This window comes from Algibacter marinivivus (assembly GCF_003143755.1).
GTDB classification, from domain to species: domain Bacteria; phylum Bacteroidota; class Bacteroidia; order Flavobacteriales; family Flavobacteriaceae; genus Algibacter_B; species Algibacter_B marinivivus.
The window spans coordinates 1784307-1808794 of the sequence record NZ_QFRI01000001.1; the positions used below are offsets into that span (position 1 = coordinate 1784307).

General features: G+C 33.8%; 13 protein-coding genes. All 13 read left to right on the plus strand.

Going from position 1 to position 24488, the window contains the following annotated elements; genetic code table 11:
• Nucleotides 1-7 precede the first annotated feature (7 nt).
• Nucleotides 8-1588, plus strand: coding sequence for a RagB/SusD family nutrient uptake outer membrane protein (locus DIS18_RS07975; RefSeq protein ID WP_109352455.1), 1581 nt, complete (start codon nt 8-10; stop codon nt 1586-1588).
• A 176-nt stretch (nt 1589-1764) separates the two neighbouring features.
• Entirely contained in the window at nt 1765-3159 is a 1395-nt protein-coding gene (locus DIS18_RS07980; protein WP_181364005.1) for a cellulase family glycosylhydrolase, read from the plus strand.
• 31 nt (nt 3160-3190) lie between these two features.
• The gene (locus tag DIS18_RS07985; RefSeq protein ID WP_109352632.1) at nt 3191-5365 is read left to right on the plus strand and encodes a beta-xylosidase; all 2175 of its coding nucleotides are present in this window, start codon (nt 3191-3193) and stop codon (nt 5363-5365) included.
• A 198-nt stretch (nt 5366-5563) separates the two neighbouring features.
• On the plus strand, nt 5564-6430 hold the full coding sequence (locus DIS18_RS07990) for a T9SS type A sorting domain-containing protein (RefSeq protein ID WP_109352457.1): 867 nt from the start codon (nt 5564-5566) through the stop codon (nt 6428-6430).
• Nucleotides 6431-6522: 92 nt separating this feature from the next.
• Complete coding sequence (locus DIS18_RS07995) at nt 6523-8238, plus strand: hypothetical protein (RefSeq protein WP_109352458.1); 1716 nt, start codon at nt 6523-6525, stop codon at nt 8236-8238.
• Between the two features lie 3 nt (nt 8239-8241).
• Nucleotides 8242-8556, plus strand: a complete 315-nt coding sequence (rhaM, locus tag DIS18_RS08000; protein WP_109352459.1) for an L-rhamnose mutarotase — start codon at nt 8242-8244, stop codon at nt 8554-8556.
• 105 nt (nt 8557-8661) lie between these two features.
• Nucleotides 8662-10854, plus strand: a complete 2193-nt coding sequence (locus tag DIS18_RS08005; RefSeq protein ID WP_109352460.1) for a T9SS type A sorting domain-containing protein — start codon at nt 8662-8664, stop codon at nt 10852-10854.
• Between the two features lies 1 nt (nt 10855).
• On the plus strand, nt 10856-11563 hold the full coding sequence (locus DIS18_RS08010; protein ID WP_109352461.1) for a fibronectin type III domain-containing protein: 708 nt from the start codon (nt 10856-10858) through the stop codon (nt 11561-11563).
• 102 nt (nt 11564-11665) lie between these two features.
• Nucleotides 11666-14125, plus strand: coding sequence for a T9SS type A sorting domain-containing protein (locus tag DIS18_RS08015; protein ID WP_181364006.1), 2460 nt, complete (start codon nt 11666-11668; stop codon nt 14123-14125).
• Nucleotides 14126-14371: 246 nt separating this feature from the next.
• Nucleotides 14372-17137: an alpha-L-rhamnosidase gene (locus DIS18_RS08020; RefSeq protein ID WP_245925624.1), complete on the plus strand. Its 2766-nt coding sequence runs from the start codon at nt 14372-14374 to the stop codon at nt 17135-17137.
• A gap of 51 nt (nt 17138-17188) precedes the next feature.
• Nucleotides 17189-19912 carry a family 78 glycoside hydrolase catalytic domain gene (locus DIS18_RS08025; protein ID WP_245925627.1) on the plus strand — a complete coding sequence of 908 codons (2724 nt, stop codon included), beginning with the start codon at nt 17189-17191 and terminating at the stop codon, nt 19910-19912.
• A gap of 14 nt (nt 19913-19926) precedes the next feature.
• Nucleotides 19927-21378 (plus strand): sulfatase, encoded by a 1452-nt coding sequence (locus DIS18_RS08030; RefSeq protein WP_109352463.1) that lies wholly within the window; start codon nt 19927-19929, stop codon nt 21376-21378.
• Nucleotides 21379-21424: 46 nt separating this feature from the next.
• Nucleotides 21425-24442, plus strand: a complete 3018-nt coding sequence (locus DIS18_RS08035) for a glycoside hydrolase family 2 TIM barrel-domain containing protein (protein WP_245925629.1) — start codon at nt 21425-21427, stop codon at nt 24440-24442.
• Nucleotides 24443-24488: the final 46 nt, after the last annotated feature.

The window sequence follows — 24488 nt, forward strand, 5'->3', positions numbered from 1 at the left end:
TATTACTATGAAAACAAATAAATTATTTTTTTATATATCCTTAATTATGGTCACATGTTTTAGTTGTGATTCATTTTTAGAGGAAGATCCACGAGATATTATATCTCCAGAAAATTTCTTTGCTAACGATTCGGATGCAAGACAATCCATTACAGGTCTTTACGCTTTAATTAAAAACAATTCCATATACGGACAAGCAGGGTTGGATAACTGGTATGACAATGGAGTTGATATTATTGAGCCAAATCGTAGACATCCAATTTTTGAGGTGATGGGTAATTACACGTTAAGTGAGGTCACTGCCGACGCATCAAACCAAAAAATGAGCGTAACAGATACATGGCTAAATCTCTATAAAGTTATCTTAAATGCCAATGTTATTGTTGATAGGGTTACTGGAAATGGAGCCATTTCTGATGAGGTTCAGACCGATGTTATCGCGCAGGCAAGATTTATGCGCGCATTGGCTTATTGGCATATCACTAACCTTTGGGGTGATGCTCCTTTTTATACTGAAGTTCTAACCTTGGAAGAAGTTAGTTCGTTAGGGAGAACGGATAAAGATATTATACTTGCTAGTGTTTTGGATGATTTGGAGTTTGCGCAAAATAACTTACCATCAGTGTATCCAGATGAGGATAGAGGAAGAGCTACTAAATGGGCAGCAGCAATTATCGAAGCAAAAATACTTATGAAAGCTGAAAATTGGCAAGCTGGGTTAGATAAATGTTTGGAGATTATAAACCAGTCTACTCACAGTATATTGCCTGTGTATGCAGACGTATTTAATCCAGCAAACGAATATAACAATGAGATTATTTGGTCTTTAGATTTTGCTAAGGATATAACTGGTCAATTTGAGCCAGCTTTCCCAGGGCGTTCTTTTGCGGGAAATAATTATTGGAGACCAAGTCTGTTTAATCCTCGTATTAGGGATGAGCCTGCTCCAGGTGAAGACCAAGATGCCTTAAGAGCTGCATTGGCTGCCAATGGACAAGAATTTAATGGCACTGGACTTCAGATAGCATCAAAAGACTTTGCTGAAAAGTTTCCAATGAATGATTTGAGACGACCATTAAATGTTATGGATAGTTACGAAGGTATTCAATTGAATCATACATACATGCCTAAGTTTATGAGTTTAAATTTTGAGACATCTCCACGTTTTAATCACGGCGATAATAGGCTGGTATTTAGGTTGGCAGATGTGGCTTTAATGGCTGCAGAATGTGAAAACGAGCGCCCTGGAGGTAATCCTAACACTGCTTTTGAGTACATAAGAGAAATAAGAGAGCGTGCTTTTGCGACTGTAGGAGAAGCTGAAGCTATTTTAGGTCTTAGCCAACAAGCGTTTAGAGAGGCAATTTATGACGAGCGTAAATGGGAATTAGCAGCAGAAGCTACAAGAAGATACGATTTAGTAAGATGGGGTATTTATTTGGATGTTGTTCGTAATGCGGAATTCAAAACGTATACTCCTAATCTAAACATACAAGATCGTCATGTTCTGTTACCAATTCCTTTAAATGAAATATTATTAAACCCTAATTTATTGGAGTCAGACCCAACAAACAATGGATATAGATAATAGTTAATTTGTGTTAGTTTTAGTTAAAAAGACCGAAATAATTTTATTTCGGTCTTTTTTTTATGCATTGCTATTATTGTATTCAATTTATTGATATGTTAAAATATTACAGCACAGTACAGGTTACAAATTAAGTTTATGGAATTTATCTTGCTTTATATTCTAAACAAATCGCAATGAAGTTTCAGTTTATTTTCGGGATACTGTTTTTATTTTCTTTTATGTCTTTCGCTCAGATAAAGCATGGTTTAAGAGATGAACAGGGGCGTCATATTATTCCAAGAGGTTTTGTAGTTAATACAAACGATCATGCAGGAGAAGTTTTCTTTAATAGCGATGATTATGCACGAATGGTGAGAATGGGTGCCAATTCTCAAGTCATTCGTTTAGAGCTAGGTAAACTAAGTAACTTTCCAGGAGGAAAACTTGAACCTAAATATTTAGCTAAATTAGATTCTTTAGTTGCTTTAGGTAAAAACCATGGCATTAAAACCATTTTTAAAATGACAGTTTATGGTGTAGATAAGTTTGTTTGGGAAGAATTCTGGCAAAATAAAAAGAACGAATATAAAACGTACATAGATGCATGGAAAGTCATTTGGAATAGATACTCAGAGGAATCCTCGGTTTTAGGATATGATGTAGTTAACGAACCTAGAAAGTTAACGATGGATATTTCTTATGAAAACTTAACAAATAAATACCTAATTCCATTATATCAAAAAATTATAGATGAAAGTCAAAAAATAAATGATGATAAATTAATTCTATTTCAATCTATCTTCATGAATAAAGGCGAAAAAATAGATAATAATCAGTATTCAGAAATAACAGCACCAATAAATCGTAAGAACATCATTTTTGCACCACATATATACCAAAATAATATAGATTATATAAAGCGTAATATGGACAGGTTTGATAAGGAGTCAGATATATTAAAAGCTCCAATTTTAATTGGTGAATGGGGTTTCCCAACTTTTGCAACTACTGATACAATAATAGAAGGCAATCTCGGACAATTAAAATATAGAGAACTTTATATTCGAACTGCAGAAGTTTTTGATAAGATGGGTGTAGGCTCAATTAAAGCATGGTTTTTAGGTAATAGGACAATGCAACATTTTTTACCTGGTGGGCCTTCTACTTGGTCTATATTTAGTGATAGTACAGATGCAGGTACTGTAGAAAGAAAGTATATTACTGATGTTATTTCTAGACCTTTTCCTCAAGCCATTGCAGGAGATATTCAATCCTTTTTATTTAATCATGCAACCAGAAGCTTAGATGTTAAAATAAATCCAGATAATAATAAAGGCGCATCTAAAATATTTATTGGAGCTAATAGACATTATCCTGATGGTTTTTCGGTATTACTAGGTGAAGAATCAGTCTTATATTATAATCCTGTAAAAAATGTAGGTCTTGAAATTTATAAATTAGCTAATGGAATAGACCCAACAAATTTTATTTGGGATTCTAATAGTCAAAAATTAATAGTATTAAAATGGCCTAAAACTAAAGGGGTATTGGATATAAAAATCGTTCCTGGAATAAGGAATTTTGATTAATTTAAATAAAGTAATTATTAAAAAAGAGTTTATGAAGAAATTATTTGTTCTCGGATTTTTTACAGTCTTATTATTGAATTGCAACTCAGAAAGTAAAGCAAATAAAACGATGTCTCAAGAAGATTCTGAGATTTCTGAAAAAGTAGAGCAGCTTTTAAGTGAAATGACGCTTGACGAGAAAATAGCAGAAATGACCCAAGATGCTCCAGCTAATGATCGTCTAGGTATTCCTTTTATGAAATATGGTGAGGCATTACATGGATTATGGCTCGTTTTGGATTATTACGGTAATACTACTGTTTATCCACAGGCGGTAGCCTGTGCTTCAACTTGGGAACCAGAACTCATTAAAAAAATGGCTTCTCAAACCGCACTAGAAGCTCGGGCTTTAGGTGTTACACATTGTTATTCACCTAATTTAGATGTTTATGCAGGAGATGCGCGCTACGGTCGTGTTGAAGAATCGTATGGAGAAGACCCTTATTTGGTGTCGCGCATGGGTGTTGCATTTATTGAAGGTTTACAAGGTACAGGTGATGAGCAATTTGATGAAAATCATGTCATTGCAACGGCTAAGCATTTTGTAGGATACCCTGAAAACCGCCGTGGTATAAATGGAGGATTTAGCGATATGTCTGAACGTCGTTTACGTGAGGTTTACCTGCCATCGTTCGAGGCGGCAGTAAAAGAAGCTCAGGTAGGTTCTGTTATGCCAGGGCATCAAGATTATAACGGGGTGCCATGTCATATGAATACTTGGTTACTAAAGGATATTTTAAGAGATGAGTTAGGTTTTGACGGTTTTATTGTGTCTGATAATAACGATGTAGGGCGAATAGAAACTATGCATTTTATTTCTGAAACCAGAACTAAAGCAGCTATTTTAGGGTTAAAAGCGGGTGTTGATATGGACTTGGTAATTGGGAAAAACGTAGATCTAGCAACTTATCACACTAATGTTTTGAAGGATACAGTAATGCAAGATCCTTCATTGATGCCGTATATAGATAAAGCTACATCACGTATTTTGACTGCAAAACATAAATTAGGTTTGTTTGATACAGAGCCAAAAGAAATTGATGAGGAAACAGTAAATGCGGGTCGTGAAGAACATCGTGAGTTTGCATTAGAAATAGCTGAAAAATCTATTATCATGTTAAAAAATGATAATAATTTCTTACCCATTGATTTGTCAAAAATAAAATCCTTAGCTGTTATTGGTCCTAACGCTCACGAAGAAAAACCAAAAAAAGGAACATATAAACTATTGGGAGGTTATTCAGGATTACCACCATATTATGTTTCAGTTCTGGATGGTTTAAAGAAAAAAGTAGGCGATAAAGTAAAAATAAACTACGCTAAAGGTTGCGATATTGATAGTTTTTCAAAAGCTGGATTTCCTGCGGCGATTTCAGCTGCAAAAAAATCAGATGCTGTTGTGCTAGTTGTGGGTAGCTCTCATAAAACTTGTGGTGAAGGCGGAGACCGTTCTGATCTTGATTTATATGGCGTACAAAATGAGTTAGTAGAGTTAATCCATAAAACAGGAAAACCAGTAATTGTTGTTTTAATTAATGGACGTCCATTAAGTATAAACTACATTGCCGAAAATATACCGTCCGTACTTGAAACTTGGTACGGTGGCATGAGAGCAGGTGATGCTGTAGCTAATGTAATTTTTGGAGATGTAAATCCAGGAGGTAAACTAACCATGTCTTTTCCGCGCTCAGTTGGGCAAGTTCCTGTTACTTATCTGGAACGTCCTGATTTTATTGGATCTGGAAAAGGAAAGTACCGATTTAATGATAAATCACCATTATTCCCTTTTGGCTATGGGTTAAGTTATACGACTTTTGGATATAGCGCCCCAAAACTAGAGCAAAATGTTATTTCTGCTGATGGTACTACAACTGTTTCAGTAGAAGTTACAAATACCGGTGATAGAATTGGAGATGAAGTAGTACAATTGTATGTTAGAGATGATTATGCCTCAGTAGGGCGTTATCTTAAAATGTTAAAAGGTTTTAAACGTATTACTTTGAAGCCAAGTGAAACAAAAACCGTTTCGTTTAAATTAGGTTTTGATGAACTGAATGTTTTAAATCAAGATATGATAAAGGTGGTTGAACCTGGAACGTTTACAATATCTGTAGGAGCATCATCCATGGAAAAAGATTTAAAAAAGGTAATTCTCACTTTAAAATAGATCTAACTTTAGTTTATATTACTTTGAAATTAATCTATTTTAAAGCATTTTTTTGTAAGAATTTATGGAATTTAAAAGAGATATATTGATTTTTTTTGTTAAAATTCTAAAAAAAACCCAGTTTACAGGATAGTACATGATACTATCGAATGTATTTTTTATGATATTTAGTCAAAATTATAATTAAAACTAAAACTTATGAAAAAAATTACTTTAAAAATTAGTGCGTTTTTATTATTTGCAACATTCGCGCTTCAAGTACAAGGGCAAGCATGTCCTGAAATATACACGGCTGACGGTGTTTATAAGATTTCAACATGTGGTTTAACTCCAGAACTTTATATGACCATTAATGCTAGTTCAGGTCAGTTAGAGTGGGCTGCAGAAGAAACAGGAGCTCTTGAAGCAACACAAAATTGGACTATACAAGATCATGGACTCCCAGCCTCTGGTGGTTATATTCAAGTTACAGCAAACCTTACCCCTGGTCCTGGAGACTTTACTTTGATTGTAGATCAAACAACTTTAGATGCAACCGGATCAGATCCTGAAATTCAAATTAATGTTAGACCAGGTCTGCCAATTATTGATGCCGCAGATCCAAACTACGGTTGGGACCAATTTCAAAGAAGAAGAGAGAGTGGTTGGGGTGGACCTGGGAACAATGCATTGTTCGCTAAGCCATCACCAACATCAGGAGCATTACAAGGCAACTTAAGATATAGAGACGCTCCATCTGCAGCAGGTGATCCAGTACTATTTCAAAGCCCTGGTTCAATTACTGCGATGCGTATGGTTCTTGTATCTTTATTAAGTACTGAAGACTTTGATACAAGTTCAATTTTTATATCTAACCCTGTGAATGATGAGTTAAGTATTAAAGGGCTTACTGCAAATGTTAAACAAGTATCAGTATATTCTTTATTAGGTAAAGAAGTAATATCTACAGAGGTAAATGATAAATCTGAGCTTAATATTGATGTAAGTGCTTTATCAACTGGTATGTATCTTGTTAAAATGCAAGGTGAAAAAGGTTCTTATACTAAAAAAATTGTAAAACAATAATATAGATTTTACTCAATATAATTTTTTAAAACATTCTATCTTGATAAAAGATAGAATGTTTTTTTTTGTGAAATAAAAAGTCATATTAGTATATGAATAAAGAATATGAATATTCTTTTGGTTATAAGGTAACATTAAGCTGTTGCCTTATACTGTTACTGACTATTTGTTTAAATCATTTATTGGTTTTATTAAGTTTTATTATTGGACATTATTTTTTACCATGGGCATGTCCATTATCTATTATTCTGGCTGTTATTGTTCTTTTTATTTTAGGAAAGAAGTATGAAATTGATAAAAGAACAGTTAAGGTTTCGGTTGTGTTAAGTTTTTTTTTAATTGTATTGTCTTTATTGGTTTCAGCATTGTTCTGGGATTTATCTTGGGATGGACAATGGTATCATCAGTCTGCTATTTATAATTTGGCCGAAGGGTGGAATCCTTTTTCAGAACCTATCCGAAAATTTAATAGAAGTAACGATTTATCAATTATTCATTTTCCTAAAGGGTCCTGGTATATGGCAGCATCTATATACAGTACTTTTGGTTTTATTGAAGCCGGAAAAGCACTTAATTTTATTATATTAATAGTTGCTAGCTTATTTTTTTATATAGTATCAAGAAAGTTTAGATTAAGTAAACGAAATAGTTTTATTGTTTCTAGTTTAATTATTTTAAATCCTGTAGTGTGGAGCGAAATTGTAACCTATTTAGTAGATGGTCTTCTTTTTTTGTATCTGAGTATTTACATAGCAGCTCTATTTTCTGTAATTCGTAAATATGATTTTTTACACCTCTTAATTGGTATAATGGCAATTGTTGGATTGCTCAATGTAAAGTTTACAGGTATAGTATTTTTAGTTGTTTTTTCAGGCTTTGGATTTATATATGTTCTTTTAAAAAATAAAGCTTTGATTTTTAAATATATAGGGTTTCATACTTTAGCAATTGCATTAGGGCTAATTGTTTTTGGATTTAATCCTTATGTTTCAAACCTACAAAAAAGAGGAAATCCATTATACCCTATTTTAGGATCTAAAGGATATCCAAGTCAACTAGAACAAGGAAAAGATGGGAATGAAAAACATGAAACACCTTTAAATATGAAAGGTAAATCATTACCGTTTCGTTTTTTTTATGCTCATTTTGGTAAACCAGGAAATGCCCCTTACGATAATCAAGATAATGCAGAATTAGCAATACCCTTTATATCTAGTATTTCAAGTTGGAGAGCCTACCGTTTTCATGAAACTAGAATTGCAGGTTTTGGCCCTTTTTTTAGCGGTATCTTAATTCTTTCAATACTCTACTTATTTTATTTATTGAGGCATAATAAAAGCAAAAGACTTCTAGTGCTTATAGCATATAGTGCCATAATTAGTTCTTTGCTAATAAGTAAGCATTTTTGGTGGGCCCGTTTTGCTCCTCAAATATGGCTAATTCCTATTGTACCTATGTTTATTGGGTTATACTCTTTTAAAAAGAAAAGGATTTTTAATTACGGACTCATTTCTTTAACCGTTGCAAATGCATTGATTGTATTGTTTATACATATGCACTGGGAAGCTTTAGCCACTTTAAAAGTTAAAGAAGAACTTTCTTTAATAAAAAAAGAAAAGAAATCAATACAAATTAGCCCAAGGTGGTTTAAGAGATCAATTAAAGAGCGATTACTAATATATGGTATAGACCATGACATAATATCATATAAAGAAATGAAAAATATAGAAGACAAAAAGTATTTTTCAAATGTGCCAATGGGTTATCCTGGAGCAATACCTTATATTGAAACTGATAAAACTGAATAAATTATGCAAAGACTTGCCTTTAAAATGAAATTAAACAAGGGTCAAAAAGAAGCCTATATTAAAAGGCATAATGAATTATGGCCCGAATTAAAAAAACTATTAAAAGATAATGGGGTAAGTGAATATTCCATATTTTTTGATGAAGATACTCATACGCTTTTTGCGTTTCAGAAAGTATCAGGAGATGGAGGTTCTCAAGATTTAGCTGATAATCAAATTGTAAAAAAATGGTGGGATTTTATGGCAGATATCATGGAAACTAATCCTGATAATTCACCTGTTTCAATTCCTTTAGAAGAGGTCTTTTATATGGAATAAGTTATTATATTAATAAATGAGCAGTAAAGAGCAGGATACTTTTTTTGCATAAAACAAATAAATTAGTGTGCTATATTTTTTTTAAGAAAAGAAGAGAAGAAAATTATGAAAAAAATCTACTCAATTAAACAGATTTGCGTAAAACAATTGTTGCTACTTTTTGTTTTACTTTTTTCTGCTATAGGAAATACTCAGGTTACCCTAGAAAACGAAATTAAAATTACCGATTTAGGTTTGCATTTTGACGGAAGTAAAGTCTCAAGTGGTACTTCAAACACTGGAGATAATGCACCTTATGATTATTTTTTTGGTAGGAATATATCAGCACATGGTGATGCTATTAAAACCTATGGTAACTATGTTTTTATGACTTGGTATAGAGGCGGGAAGAATGATCGTCATGTCATGCTAACCAGATACAATATTAGTACAGGTACAATGGCAACAATTGAATTTCCTCACAGGCATACGGGTTATCAAAATCAATACTGGATTGGAGAATCTCATAATACCATTGCGGTAGGGGTAAGTCCTTTAGATGGTACAATTCATTTGTTATACGATATGCATGCCTATAGCGCTTCTAGACCCTCTAATGGAAGTTTAGCTAATGACTATTTTAGATATTCATATTCAGTTAAAAATGCTGCTTCCCTATCAGATGCAGATTTCACTTTAGATAAGTTTGTGCCAAATGGAACAGGAGGTTATAAGCATTTAAGAATGCCGGGAACTGCTGCACAATCAGAGTTCTTGTCATTAACTTATCCAAGATTTTTCCAAAATGATGACGGAGAGCTTTTCATGCTCATGCGTGAAGGTGGAAATAATAATGGTATGTATAAGTTTGTAAAATACGATACCAATACTGGAGAATGGGGTAACTTCATAGATTTTAATAGATTAAATGCAAGAAGCCAACCAGGTATTGATTATAACTGGGGACTTTACGGTGATATGAAATACGTAAACGGTAAGTTTCGAATTGGTTTTCAACGTAGATCTCAAAACAATGATGATAAATATCTTTATCAAAACGGGGTATATTATGCCTATTCAGATGATCAAACGGCTGCCTCAGGTTGGAAAAATCATAAAGGAGAATCTTTTAATCTTCCTTTATGGGATGCCGATTTTATAAAAGTGATGGAACCTGGAGATTACGTTGCTACAACACAAGCAAATCAAGTATATATAGTAGGTGGTTTTGACTGGACTGTAACTGCTAATGAGGATGTACATATTATAAGTCAAGTAAGAGATACTGAAAATAACGTAACCAAGAATTTACATACTTATCGACCATCAGGAAATACAGATTTTATTACTTCAGAAGATTTTTCAGGAGGTTCAGCAATTTATACATCTGGAGATAGTGTTTTTTTAATTGGTTTAAATAGTAGTGGTCGCATATTTATTGAGAAAGCGCAAGGCGGAACCAATAATTTTACTAAGGTATATGAGGCTACAAGCGGTAGAACTTTTGATCATGGTGTGGTGCATATAGAGAATGGCAAAGTTTATTATTACTTAATGGAAAATAAAACGGGTAATGCACAACCTTTATATCTACAAATTATTGATTTAGATATCGTGCCTATAGATCCATTGGGTCCTAATAATTTTACTATTCAGACCAAAGGTGAGACCTGTTCAGGTACGAACAATGGCAAGTTAATAATTAGCGGTAATGCAGTGCATGATTACGTAGCCACTATAGATGGTGTTAACTACGATTTTACAAAAGATAAAACTATTGAAGGTTTAAGTCCCGGCACTTATGATTTGTGTATAGATGTTGTAGGGAAAGATTTTAGTCATTGCTATGAGGTAACTATACCGGCTGCAGAAGGTTTATCAGGTAAAATTAGTATCACTAAAAAAACAGCTGCAGTATCTGTTCAATCTGGAAAAGCACCTTACACAGTTATTAAAAATGGGGAACAATTATTTGAAACCTACCAGTCAAACTTTTCTGTAGATGTAAATCATGGTGATAATATTCAAATAAAAAGTAAGGAAGCCTGTCAAGGTGAGATGGTAAAAACAGTTAACTTACTTCAAGAACTCAAGGCGTATCCAAACCCTACAAACGGATTATTTGAGATGTATATTCCAAATGACATAAAAACAATAGATTTAGAAGTATACAACATGCAATCTCAATTAATTGTTTCTAAAACCTATACAGTAAACGCTGGTAAAGTGCAATTGAATTTAGAGGATAAGCCAAATGGTATTTATTTTGTAAAAGTTAATTCTGAGCAACCAGTATTTGTTAAAGTAATAAAGAAATAAAATGAAAAAGACATACTTATATTTAATTGTAGCTGTAGGATTGATTATGATGTCTTGCAGCGGCGGTGGAGATGATTCAAACGAGACGCAAATGCCAGAAGAAAATACTGCACCAACAGTACCAATCCAAGTTTATCCATTAAACAATACCATTTGTATTAATAACAATATTGTTTTTGAGTGGGAAGAGTCTACAGACACCGAGGGAAATAGAATAACATATACTGTGGAAGTTTCAGAGAATAATAGTTTTTCCCCTATATCAAAAATAGAAACTAGTGCTTCGTTATCCAAATTGATTAGTTTGGAAAAAGGAAAAGCCTTCTATTGGCGTATAAAGGCAACCGATAATAAGTCCGCAGCAAGCGCATACTCACCAGCGATGCAATTTTTAACAGAAGGAGATGGAGTTAGTAATCATGTGCCATTTGCACCAAGTCTAATTGCACCTGCATTAAACTCAGAAGTAGACGGAACGAGTACGACTTTAATTTGGTCAGCATCAGATGCTGATGGAGATCCTTTAACCTATGATGTTTATTTGGATACTAACTCAGATCCCTCAACAAAAGTTTCTGAAAACCAATCTGAGACGACTTATAATGCTACAGGTTTAAGTGCAGCATCTACGTATTACTTTAAAGTGGTCGTGAGAGATGATAAAGGAGGTGTAAGTATTGGGCAAATTTGGAGTTTTACTACGAAATAAGGTTTATTCTTTGAAATTTTTTGCAGTATAGCGCAGGATAGTTTACCAGTAAAATAAACGTACCTTTATAAACTAATCTGTTAACAGGTTAATAAAAAAGCTATGAAAAAAAGTTGCTCTCATAATTATATGCTGTTATGCTTATTATTGATGTTTTCTTGTGTTTTAAGCAGTCAAGTTGTTTTAGAAAACGAAGTTAAAATCACCGATTTTGGTTTACACTTTGATGGAAGTAAAGTTGATATTAATGCTACTAATACTGGTGATAGTGCTTCTTATGACTATTTTTTTGGTAGAAATATATCTGCCCATGGCGATTGTATTAAAACTTACGGTAATTATGTTTTTATGACCTGGTATCGTGGGGGTAAGGCAGACCGTCATGTCATGCTAACCCGTTATAATACAGTTACTGGTACCTCAGCAACAATTGAGTTTCCACATAGGCACACAGGGTATCATAATAAATATTGGATTGGAGAATCACATAATACCATTGCAGTTGCGGTAAGTCCAATAGATGGTACTATTCATCTGCTTTATGATATGCATGCGTATAGCAACACAAGACCTACTGATGGTAGTTTGAGTAATGATTATTTTAGATATTCCTATTCAATAGCAGGTGTTGCATCGGTTTCTGATGCCGAATTTACTTTAGATAAGTTTGTGGAAAAACCTTCTAATTCTGGTGTTTATAAACATTTGTCCTTAAATAGTGGAAGACCTGGGTACCCTAGTGAAGATTATAGTAATTTTTCTGCTCTAACCTATCCTCAATTTTTCTTAAATGATGCAGGTGATGTTTTTATGTATATGCGTGAAGGCGGAAACAGTAATGGCGCTTATAAATTTTCAAAGTATGATGCAAATACTTCTACTTGGTCTAATTTTACACACTTTAATGTTTTAAATGCCAAAAACCAATCAGGTGTAGACTATAACTGGGGACTTTATGGGAATATGAAATATGTAGATGGAAAAATTAGAATAGGTTTTCAACGTAGAGAAAATAAGGTAGATAAATATCAATATCAGAATGGCGTGTATTATGCCTACTCTGATGATCAAAGCGGCGCATCTGGCTGGAAAAACCACCAAGGGCAAAGCTTTAATTTGCCACTTTATGATGCCGATTTTATAAAAGTGATGGAACCCGGTGATTATGTGCAAACAACTCAGACAGACCAAGTTCATATTGTTTCAGATTTTGATTGGACGGTAACTGAAAATGGAGATGTACATATTATAAGTAGGGTAAAGGATAATCAATATAACGTTACCAAGTATTTACATACATACAAACCTGCTGGTGCCGCTGATTTTATTACTTCAGAAGATTTTGCAGGAGGAACTTCTATCTATACATCTGGAGAAAGTGTTTTCATCATAGGTTTGAAAAATAATCGGGTGTTTATTCAAAAAACAGAAGGTGGTACAAATAATTTTACAACAGTGTATCAACCTACGTCAGGAAGAACTTTTGATCATGGTAGAGTGCATATAAAAGATGGTAAGTTGTATTATTATTTAATGGAAAATGCCTCAGGCAATGCACAGCCGCTTTATCTTCAAATTATTGATTTGGGCATAATTTTAGATCCATTCAGGGTATCCTTAACATCACCGTCTAATGGTGAAACTTATAATGTAGATGATACTGTTCAAATTTCCGCGGATGCGGTTGATGAAAATGGGAGTATATCTAAAGTAGAGTTTTGGATTAATGGTTCATATTTTGGTGAAGATAGTACTGAGCCTTATTCTATAGATTGGACACCAACTACCGAAGCTGATTATACACTACAAGCGGTAGCTTATAATGGCAATAACGAAACTGTAAATTCAAATGAAGCAACGGTTAATGTCGAAATTTTTGATCCTAACGATTTAACGGGTGATGTTTATAGAATCAAGAATTTTGTAACTGGGAAATACTTGCATTCTGTAGGCGCAGATGTTGTTGAGAGTGATGAGGGTACTAATGTAGTCTTTGGAGATAAAGAATGGGAATTTGTAAAGGCCGGTGATTTTTATAATATTGAAAGTAAAAGAACAGACAGAGGTATTTTAAGAGGAGCAGGAAACCCTCCAAACGATATTATAAGTACCGGTTTTGGGGCACCAAGAGAGGATGTAGATAAGCAATTTACTGTGATATATAACAGTTCTGATGGTACTTACCAATTTCAAAGAAGAAATCTGTCAAATTATATTTATCATAATGCCAACGGTATAATTGAACATATTAACAACTCAGACAATAGATCTAAATGGATAGTAGAATCTGTAACGCTTAGTATTCCAAAATTAGAATCTAATCCTTTTTCGGCAAAGATTTTTCCTAATCCTGCAACCAATAGTTTTACTGTTTTACTTAATGATGCAAATAAGGCAAATATTATTATAAACGATATGCTTGGAAAAGTAATTTATCAAAACTCAATAAATTCTAATAGAATTGAAATTGAAAACAATGGCCGTTTTAAGTCTGGTCTTTATATCATTAAAGTAATTGATGATAATCAAAGGGTTTTCCATTCAAAACTTATAATTCGATAAAGAATTAAATATTTTTTTGATAAAGAAGCTAGAGGTTTTAAAATTTCTAGCTTTTTTAGTTTACTAGGGTTACTTGATAAATGATTCTAGTTTAAATATTGAAATTTCGAGACAGTACAGGATAGTTTTTTTTGAAAAAAATTGGAATTTGGTAATTAATTTTTCAATCTAAAATTTAAAAACTGTAAAATACTATTGTCTAACAGATTTAAAATAAAATCAACAATAAAAACAATACCTTTAACTTTGCTTTTTTGCTGTATTGTGTCGTTTTTTGTTTGTGTGTCGTGCAATCAGGAAGAAATAAAAAGACCACAATTTTTAAAGCTTTCTGAAGGTTTTAAAAATCCTATAGGGTTTTATAATGCTAACCCAACATTTTCATGGGAATTACCTATTTATGAGCAAATTAAAGCTCAATCTGCTTACCAAGTAGTTGTTGCGTCTTCAAAAGAATTATTACCTAATAACGCCGATTTATGGAATTCTAAAAAGAGAAAAAGCACACAATCTACTTTTGTTAAATATCAAGGGAAAGCACTAGAATCAAGACAAAAAGTATATTGGCAAGTAAGGTATTGGAATCAAGACAAAAACGCTTCTGAATGGAGCGAAATCAATTCTTTTGAATTAGGTCTATTAAACAATACCGATTGGCAAGCTAAGTGGACAGGATTAGATACATCAAAAGACAGTATTAAAGGTGTTCGAAATTTTTTAATGCACAGACCACAGTATTTAAGAAAAGGGTTTGAATTATCTTCTGATATTGCTTCCGCAAGACTATACATTACCGCAAAAGGAGTTTTTGATGTGCATCTTAATGGAAAAGATGTTAGTGATGATGTAATGACTCCAGGTTGGACGCCATATAATCATCGCATAGAAACATTGACATATGATGTTACTGAGCTTTTAGAAACGGGTAAAAATGCCATTGCAGTAGAATTGGCTTCTGGTTGGCATTCAGGAAGAATTAGCAGACTAACTGCCCTTTATGATAATTTTTCATCACCCAAAATTCTATGTCAGTTAGAAGTTGTAATGAAAGATGGTTCAAAACAAACCATTATTTCAGACGAGTCTTGGAAAGGTACTACAAAAGGCCCTATACGTTTAGCGGGTATTTACGATGGCGAAGTTTATGATGCAAATTTTGAAATACAAAATTGGAATGCTGCTACTTTTGATGATTCAAATTGGGAATTGGTTGAAGTTGAATCAATTTCTAGCGAGGTTAAATTAGCTCCAAAAAGACATCAAACCGTAAAAAATCAACTTGTTTTAAAAGATGTAGAAATTGTTTCGGTTAAAGAAAATTCAGCAGTTTTTAATCTAAAACAAAATATGGTAGGCGTGCCAAAAGTAAAAGTACAGATGAAAAAAGGCGATACTTTAAAAATACGTTTTTCTGAAATGTTGCTAAAAGATAACACCTTTTACACCAAGAATTATCGTTCTGCAAAATCAACCGATTATTACATCGCTGCTAAAAATGGAGTGATAGAGTATACGCCTAAATTTACATTTCACGGGTTTCAATTTTTGGAATTAAGTGGTTATGATAAAAATGCAAAACCAGACGCCTCTTGGGTACAAGGTATAGCACAACATTCAGATTTTGAGAAAAACGGAACGTTTACATCATCTCACGATAAATTAAATCAATTACAAAGCAATATTACGTGGGGTTTACGAGATAACTTTTTTGATATTCCTACAGACTGTCCTCAACGTGACGAGCGTTTGGGCTGGACAGGAGATGCTCAAGTCATTGCGCCGACATCGTTGTTTAACTATGACGTACACGCGTTTTGGACAGCTTGGTTGCAAAGTTTAAGAGAAAATCAATTTGAACATAAAGACGGAATGGTGCCTTTTATTGTGCCAGATGTATTGCAAACCAAAAGTGGAAGTTCTGGTTGGGGAGATGCCGCTGTAATTATTCCTTGGGATATTTATAATGCAACAGGCGATATTACTGTGCTTGAAGAAAGTTATGAGTCGACAAAAAACTGGGTTGGCTACTATCAATCTAAAGTAAAAAAAGAACCTTATTTGCCAAAGATGCATTCGTTTTCAGATTGGTTACAACCTTATCCTTCTAAACCTGGTAAATTGGGGAATAGAGGTGATACACCAAAAGACTTAATACATGCCGCTTTTTTTGCACATTCTGCACATTTAGTATCTAAAATTGCCAATGTTTTAGGAAAAAAGGATGACGTAAAAAAATATAAAGACTTATATGAATCTGTTGCTAATGCTTTTGAAAATGCTTTTTTTGAAGATGGAAAGTTTACAGGTGAAAAACAAACCCAAACCAGTTATTTGCTAGGTATATATTTTGATTTATTTAAACCAGAAACCAAACTAAAAGCCCAAAAATATTTATTGGAAGAAATTAAAAATACCGATTATCATTTGGGAACAGGATTTCTAGGAACACCTATTTTACCTAAGGTTTTAGACGATATGGGCGAAATAGATTTGATGTATAAAATTCTGTTCAAAGAAACCTATCCATCTTGGTTTTACTCCATAAATCAAGGGGCAACCACCATGTGGGAACGTTGGAATAGTTATAGTAAAGCCGATGGCTATAATCCACAGCCAATGAATAGCCTGAATCATTATGCCTATGGAGCTATTGGTCAATGGATGTACGAGCGTATCGCTGGTTTATCATCATTGGAACCAGGATACAAGAAAATCAGAATTACACCTTTACCGAATACCGAGTTTTTGACATCGGCTTCTGTAAGTGTAAAAACGCCTTATGGAAAAGCATCATCATCTTGGAAAATAGAAAATAGTACTTTTAACCTTGAAGTTGTTATTCCACCAAATACAACTGCTGAGATTCAAATTCCTTATGGAATACAAGATGATTTAATCGTAAACGGAAGTACTTTCAAAGAAACTTCAAATTTAAAATTAATCAGTTCTGATAGTGATTCAATCAAGATTTTAGCAGAACCAGGAACGTATAACTTTCAAACTAAACTTTAAATCATGTTTAAAAAATCAAATTTCAAATATTTAGTATACGCTTTTCTCTTTTTGAGTGTCATAATATCTTGTGACTCTAAAGGCTCATTAGAAAATGCGCAAGATTTAACGGTGTCAGAAGGTTTTGAAAACCCATTAGGCTTTTATGATGCTAACCCAACATTTTCTTGGAAATTACCTGTGTCAGAAAACAATATAAGTCAGTCTGCTTATCACATTGTGGTGGCAAGTAGCCCAGATTTGTTGCCTGGGAATGCCGATTTATGGGATTCAGAAAAACAAACTTCGGAGCAATCAATTTGGATTTCATATGGAGGAAAACCGCTTGAATCTCGCCAAAAAGTATATTGGCAAGTGAAATACTGGAACCAAGATAACGAAGCTTCAAAATGGAGTGAAACCAATCATTTTGAATTGGGTTTATTAAACAATAGCGATTGGAAAGCCCAATGGGTTGGTTTAGATACCGCTAAGGACAGTATTCGTGGAAAAGGAAAAGTACTCATACATAAAACACAATATTTAAGAAAAGGTTTTGAGTTATCTAGCGATGTAACATCAGCACGATTATACATTACTTCTAAAGGCGTGTTTGATGTGTCTATAAACGGTGAAAACGTTTCAGACGATGCGATGTCACCTGGTTTTACAACTTACGATAAGCGAATTGAGACCTTGACTTATGATGTTACGAATTTAATAGAATCAGGACAAAATACCATTGGTGTTGAACTGGCTTCGGGTTGGCATTCTGGTCGTTTACTTTGGGGAACCACACCATGGGATAATACAATTTCACCAAAAGTTTTAGCACAATTAGAAATGACAATGAGTGACGGTTCTAAAGAAATTATTGTTTCTGATGATAGTTGGAAAGGAATGACCAACGGTCCACTTCAGTTCGCAGAAATCTACGATGGTGAAATTTATAATGCGAATATGGAAATGCCGGATTGGACGACTAATAATTTTGATGATAAAACTTGGACGAAAGTTGAAGTTGCAGCTATTGATACAAATGTGAAGTTAGAACCAAAACGTCATACTTCTGTAAAAGAAAAAGTTGAATTAGCGCCACAAAACATCACAAATAATGATGGAGCGGTTGTGTTCGATTTAAAACAAAATATGGTAGGTGTTCCTGTTGTAAATGTTCCAATGAAAAAAGGAGATACCCTTAAAATAAGGTTTGCCGAAATGCTATCACCAGATGGTGCGTTTTACACTAAAAATTATAGAAGTGCGCATTCTACTGACTATTATATTGCTTCAAAAGATGGTGTTATTGAATACAAGCCTAAGTTTACGTTTCATGGTTTTAGGTATGTAGAACTTAGCGGATTTGATACGTCGAATGAGCCTTCAAAAGATTGGGTTAAGGGTCTGGTTTTATATTCCGATTTTGATGATAATGGTACGTTTACCTCTTCGCATGATAAATTGAACCAGCTACAAAGTAATATTGTTTGGGGCTTACGAGGTAATTTTTTAGATATCCCTACGGACTGTCCGCAACGCGATGAACGTTTAGGTTGGACAGGTGATGCGCAAGTATTCGGGCCAACATCGATGTTTAATGCTGATGTGTATAAATTTTGGGCGAGTTGGCTACAAAGTGTAAGGGAGGCACAATTAGAAGATGGTGCTATTCCTTGGACAGTTCCAGATTCCCGTGGCAATAAAATTGGAAGTTCAGGTTGGGGAGATGTGTGTACTATTATTCCTTGGAAAATCTATATGCGTACAGGCGACACAAGTATTTTAGAAGAGAATTTTGATATGATGCAAAACTGGTTAAAATATCATGAGAAAAGGTCAAAAGATTACATCTCTAATATGATGTCCTTTTCGGATTGGTTGCAACCTTATCCTGAAAATGGTAATACTAGAGGAGATACCTCAAGCAAGTTAATTGGTACTGCTTTTTATGCACATTCAGCTAAATTAACAGCGAAAGTTGCTGAAGCTCTAGGTAAGACAAAAGAGCAGGCTAAATATGAGGAATTGTATGCTACTGTAGCAAAGGCTTTTGAGAATAAATTTTTCGATGAAACAGGAAAAGTTAAAGAAGTTGCTGAAACACAAACGTCTTATTTATTGGCTTTAGCCTTTGATTTACTTTCTGAGGATAAAAAAGCAAACGCAAAAAAATTCTTATTAGTAAAAATAGTAGAAGCTGATAACCATTTACGTACTGGTTTTTTAGGAACACCATTATTATCTGAGGTTCTAGATGAAACAGGCGAAATTGATTTAATGTATAAACTATTGTTCAATGAAACCTATCCGTCATGGTTTTATTCCATCAATCAAGGTGCTACAACCATTTGGGAGCGCTGGAATAGTTACAGTAAGGAAGAAGGTTTCAATCCAATGAACATGAATAGCTTAAATCATTATGCTTACGGAGCCATCGGACAATGGATGTACGAGCGTATTGCAGGTATTGCACCACTAGAAGCTGGATATAAAGTCATTAAAATAGCGCCTCAACCCAACGAGCCTTTAACATCGGCTTCGGCAAGTTTAAACACACCTTACGGAAAAGTATCGTCTTCATGGGAAATTAAGGATGGGGAGTTCGATTTGGAAGTAGTAATTCCACCAAATACAACAGCAAAAGTAACAATTCCAGTAAATAGATTAGGTGAGTTAATGCTAAACGGTAAATTATTTGAAGATACTAATCAAGTAAAATTACTTAGTACAACTGAAGCTGGTTTTGAACTTTCAGCGAAACCAGGAATATATAAATTCACCTCAATACCTAAATAAAACAGGTTAAACGCATGAAAATAAAAGTATTGTTCAAAGCAATTTTAATAATATTAACTACCTCATTAATTCATGGTCAACAAAACCAACCAAATGTATTAGTCTTTTACGTTGATGATTTAAGAGCTGAATTAGGTTGCTATGGAAGCAAAACAGCCTTAACTCCTAATATAGATGAATTGGCAAAAGATGGTGTGATGTTCAATAAAGCTTACACGCAGCAAGCTATTTGTGCGCCCTCAAGAATGAGTACATTAACGGGTTTACGTCCTGAAACACTTGGTGTTTACAGTATTTTTACGCCGTTGCGCAGTGTGCATAAAGATGTGGTGTCTATACCACAATTATTTAATAAAAACGGTTATAAAACAGTAAGCATTGGTAAGGTATACCATCATGGGACTGATGATAAAAATGAATGGTCTGTATATTATGGAAAAGAACCAAATACATACAATAATCCAAATAATATTGCCTTGATAGACCGACTTAAAAGTGAAGGTAAAAGACGCGTAAAAGGTCCCGCTTTTGATTGTGCAGCTGTTGAAGATGAAGCCTATAAAGATGGAAGAGCCGCTAAATACGCTATTGAAACTTTAGAAAAATTAAAGGATGATAAATTTTTAATGTTTGTAGGTTTAAGTAAACCACATTTACCGTTTAACGCTCCAAAAAAATATTGGGATTTGTATGATAAAAACAAATTTAAAATTCCGTCTAGAGAAAAACCTAAGGGAGCATATAGATTAGCATTTACAAATTGGGGTGAATTAAAAGGATATTATGGCATCCCAAAGAAAGGAGATTTAGATGATGACTTAACGCGCGACTTAATTCATGGATATCATGCTTCTATAAGTTACATTGATGCTCAAATTGGAAAAGTAACTCAGGCTCTTGAAGATTTGGATTTACGAAAAAATACCTTGATAGTTTTTATGAGCGACCATGGTTATAAAATTGGAGAATATGGTGCGTGGTGTAAGCACTCTAATGAAGAAATTGATGTAAGAGTGCCTTTAATTATAAGCAGAGAAAGAAACTATAAAAAAAGAAAAACTGGCAAAATATCAGATGCTTTGGTAGAAAACGTAGACATTTTTCCAACTCTAGTTGATTTATGTGGTTTTGAAGGTCCAAAATTTGATGGTAAAAGCATTCTTTCAATTATAAATAAACCCAATAAAAAAGTAGATAAAGTAGCAACAAGTTTGTACGCAAGAGGAAAAAAAATAATGGGCGTTACAGCTACTGATGGAAGATGGCGTTATACTGAGTGGAGAGATTCTAAAACACATGCAGTTTTAGACGCAGAGTTGTATGAACATAAAGATGACTTGCTGTCTTTTGTAAATCTTTCTGGAAACAAAAAATATTTGAAAATAGAAGAACGAATGAAAGCACTTTTAGAAACTCAATTTCCCAGAAATAAAACTTTTCTACAAAACGATCAACCTAGAAAATAATTAACTGAATTGTATTAAAATGATTTTTACATCAAAAAATTTTTATTTGAAAATACTCCTATTTTTATTGATTTCAATATCGTGTTTTTCACAACGTAAAGAAACCAACTTTAATAACAACTGGAACTTTATTTTAGAAGACAATCCATCGTTTTCAAAAGAAAGTATTGATGATGCCGATTGGAAAAACCTAAACGTTCCACACGATTGGTCATTTGAAAAAGGCGTTCGAAAAGGAGGTGATCAAGGACAAGGTGGTGGTTATCATGATGGCGGTATTGGTTGGTACAGAAAATACTTCAATATTAAAAAAGAAAGCCTATCAAAAATCACTTACATCAATTTTGATGGCGTGTATATGAATAGTGAAGTTTGGATAAACGGGAAGTACATTGCAAAAAGGCCTTACGGGTATATTAGTTTTAGATACGATATTTCAAAATACTTAAAAGAAGGAAAAAACACGATTGCAGTAAGAGTAGATAATGCTTTAGAACCTTCTGCAAGATGGTATCACCCCTGTGGAATATACGCACCTGTAAAATTGATTGAGGTAAACAAAACCCACATTCAGCCCAACAGCATTTTTATAAAAACACCTTCCATCAATAAAAATAAAGCACAAGTTGTGGTTGATGCTGCAATTAATGGAGAAATTAAAAAGTTGAAATATGAAGTAAAACTATTCTCTCCAGAAGGAAAAGAGTTGATCAATAATTGTAAAAAACTAGAAAATACAAATCCATCATATCAGTTTGAAATAGAGAATCCACAATTATGGAGTCCAGAAAGTCCAACGCTATACAAGGCAGTGACTCAAATTTTAGATGGTAAAAAAGTAATTGATGAAATAGAAACAAGGTTCGGATTCAAAACCGTAAAATGGGAAACCAAAACAGGTTTTTGGCTAAATGGAGAAAATATAAAACTAAAAGGCGTTTGCGAACATTGGGAAGGTGGACCTGTAGGTGGTGCTTGGACAAAACCAATGTTACGTTGGAAATTGCAGAATTTAAAAGATATGGGGATCAATGCTATTCGTCCTTCACATAACCCAACACCACCTATGTTTTACGATATCTGTGATGAAATTGGGTTGTTGGTTATGGATGAAATTTTTGATGGTTGGCATAAAAAAGCACCTCAAGATTATGGAAAACAAGCTTTTGATGAATGGTGGAAACGCGATGTAAAAGAATGGATTACAAGAGATAGAAATCACGCCAGTATTTTTGTATGGAGTTTAGGTAACGAAACACATAGTGATGTTGCCCCAGAAATGGTGGAATTTGGGAAAAATTTAGATCCAACACGATTGTTTACTTCAGGCGCAGGAAATCCAGAAGATATGGACATTCAAGGGGTAAACGGTGGTTCAGAAACCAAATCGTTTATTGAAGGTAAAACGTTAGAGAAACCGTTTATCTCAACTGAAGCACCTCATACTTGGCAAACTAGAGGGTATTACAGGACCCAAACTTGGTGGCGCGATAACGAATTACCAGGAACTTACGAGTTGCCAAATTTAACCGAAAAAGAAATTTTCTTTTACGAAGGCATCAATCCTAAAAACTGGAGAAATAGAAAACAAAGTTTCAATTCGTCTTATGACAATGCAACTGTAAGAGTTTCTGCAAGAAAATATTGGGAAGTTGTTCGTGACAATCCTTGGCATAGCGGAAATTTTAGATGGACAGGTTTTGATTATTATGGAGAAGCTGGTTTGGTACATGGCGGTTTACCTTTTAATTTATTTATGGGTGGCGCTTTAGATGTAGCTGGATTTAAAAAAGATTTATTCCATTTTTACAGAAGCCAATGGACTACAGAACCTATGATTCACATGTTGCCACATTGGTCGCATCCAAGAATGAAAAAAGGAACGGTTATTCCAGTTTGGGTATATTCTAATACCGATGAGGTAGAATTATTTTTAAACGGAAAATCTTTAGGAAAAGACAAACCAGGAACCGTTTGGAACGAAATGCAATGCGAATGGATGGTTCCTTACCAAGAAGGGAAGCTAGAAGCGATAGCGTATATTGATGGTAAGGAAGTAAAAAGAACCTCGTTTTCTACAGCCAAACAGCCTTCAAAATTAAAGACAAGTTTGCAGAAATTAACAGGAGAAGGTAATTTCGAGGCAAGTTACATCATCACATCAGAAAGTTTAGATAGCAACAACAGTTTGTATCCTTACGGAGAAAATAAGGTATACTATAATATTCAAGGTGATGTAAATAAGGTTTCTATGGAAAATGGAAATCCTATAGACCAAACTAGTAGAACAAAATCAGATTACAGAGCATTGTTTTTTGGAAAAACAAGATTGTTTTTAAGAGAACAACCAAATGCAAAAAATGCGACTATTGTTACCGCATCAATTTTAGGAGATAAAGCACTATACATTTCAAATCTAATAAGTATTAATGCAGCTTCAGTTCAAGTTTTAGGCGAAAATAAATCTTCAAATTTAGAAATTCTATACACTTTAAACGGAGAAAACCCAGAAACAAATGGGCTAGAGTATAAAGGTGCTTTTGAAATTTCAGATGGTACAACTGTAAAAGCCATTGTAAAACAAAACGGAAAAGTGGTTTTACATATGGAAGAAACTTTTGGTAAAAATGAAGGCTTGTTTTGGGGAGATGAACATTCTAAAGACATGTGGATTGGAAGAGGAGTAAATATTTCTGCCGAAGAGGGTATTCTTGAAGGTGATGCAAAAGTAAGCAACAAAGCGCGCCGTTATAAAGGTAGCGGTTTTGTGAGATTTGATGGAAAAGAAGGCTCAATAACATTTTATCAAGAAAACGATGGTGAAGAAGGTGATTACAGTATGCGTTTTAGATATATGCATAATAATGAAGGGAAATTGCATACTATGAAATTGTATTTGAATGATGAATTTGTAAGGACTTTGGAATTCAAACCAACAGGAGGTTGGGAAAAAGAATGGAAGTTTGTGCCTGCTATATTAAGGCTTAAAGCTGGAGCGAATAATATTAGGATAGAAACAACGGGAGAAAGCGGACCTTATATTGATGAGCTGTTTATTGATTAAAATAGATGATATATCTATGAAATTAATGTCCAAGAGTATTAAAAAT

Excerpts from the sequence above, each read along its gene's own strand:
- DIS18_RS07995 (WP_109352458.1), top strand. The coding sequence starts at position 6,523 with ATGAATAAAGAATATGAATATTCTTTTGGTTATAAGGTAACATTAAGC.
- DIS18_RS07980 (WP_181364005.1), top strand. The coding sequence starts at position 1,765 with ATGAAGTTTCAGTTTATTTTCGGGATACTGTTTTTATTTTCTTTTATG.
- DIS18_RS08030 (WP_109352463.1), top strand. The coding sequence starts at position 19,927 with ATGAAAATAAAAGTATTGTTCAAAGCAATTTTAATAATATTAACTACC.
- DIS18_RS07975 (WP_109352455.1), top strand. The coding sequence starts at position 8 with ATGAAAACAAATAAATTATTTTTTTATATATCCTTAATTATGGTCACA.
- DIS18_RS08010 (WP_109352461.1), top strand. The coding sequence starts at position 10,856 with ATGAAAAAGACATACTTATATTTAATTGTAGCTGTAGGATTGATTATG.
- DIS18_RS07990 (WP_109352457.1), top strand. The coding sequence starts at position 5,564 with ATGAAAAAAATTACTTTAAAAATTAGTGCGTTTTTATTATTTGCAACA.
- DIS18_RS07985 (WP_109352632.1), top strand. The coding sequence starts at position 3,191 with ATGAAGAAATTATTTGTTCTCGGATTTTTTACAGTCTTATTATTGAAT.
- DIS18_RS08015 (WP_181364006.1), top strand. The coding sequence starts at position 11,666 with ATGAAAAAAAGTTGCTCTCATAATTATATGCTGTTATGCTTATTATTG.
- DIS18_RS08005 (WP_109352460.1), top strand. The coding sequence starts at position 8,662 with ATGAAAAAAATCTACTCAATTAAACAGATTTGCGTAAAACAATTGTTG.
- rhaM (WP_109352459.1), top strand. The coding sequence starts at position 8,242 with ATGCAAAGACTTGCCTTTAAAATGAAATTAAACAAGGGTCAAAAAGAA.